Annotated in this window: 1 protein-coding gene; it reads right to left on the bottom strand. The window is 61.4% G+C overall.

Annotated features, from left to right (window positions below; all coding sequences use genetic code 11):
* Window positions 1–599 (bottom strand): transposase (locus tag WX88_RS26790; RefSeq protein WP_046247503.1); only part of this gene is annotated, 599 nt, incomplete at its 3' end.
* Window positions 600–694: the final 95 nt, after the last annotated feature.

Raw genomic sequence — 694 nt, 5'->3', positions numbered from 1 at the left:
AGGTCTTCGGCCACGTAGTCGGTGTAGCCGGCATCGGTGTAGAGTACGCTGCCTTCAGGTAAGTCTAGCGACAGACCGTGCCGGCCGGCCTGCTCCGACTCGCCGCCAGCGTGGAGATGGAACTCGACGGGCACGCCGTCACTGGTGGCCACGACCTGCACCTTCAGGCCGTAGAACCAGCTGCGCTTACTGGCACATCGGCTGTGATAGGCCTTGCCCCTCAGGAGCTTACATCGGGGAATGCGCGTATTATGGCACACGGCCACGGGAAAGGAGTCGAGTACGTAGCGCGCTTCAGTGTGTCGCTGCTTGAGCCAGTCGCCTACCAGGGCGAAGAGGGCATGGAGGGTATCGGTGAGCGTGTGCAGGCGGCGGATAAAGCCCCTTTTATCCAGCCGATTCTGGCCCCAATGCTGCTCCATGTAGTGTTTGGCCACCACCAGGTTGCCGCCGAAAAAGCGCGTGGCCACCAGCGCCGTCGTCAGCACCTGCGCGTCGCTCAGGCGCCGGCTGCCCATGGTGGGCGGCGTGTTTGCCGGGTGGGTGAAGCGGATGATATCGTCCAGCAAGCAGTACATTGCAACGGTCTGTTCGCGCATGGTCGGGGCGGTAAAGGGAGGTCAGAGACCCTAAACCTAGCCTGTTCTTGCCGAACAGACTTTTTTTGCCTTGCCTATACCCCGCAACTTGAGTT

The sequence above is a fragment of the Hymenobacter terrenus genome (assembly GCF_000972495.1).
In the GTDB taxonomy this organism is placed as follows: Bacteria; Bacteroidota; Bacteroidia; order Cytophagales; family Hymenobacteraceae; genus Hymenobacter; species Hymenobacter terrenus.
This window is presented reverse-complemented; position numbering and strand designations above follow the sequence as displayed.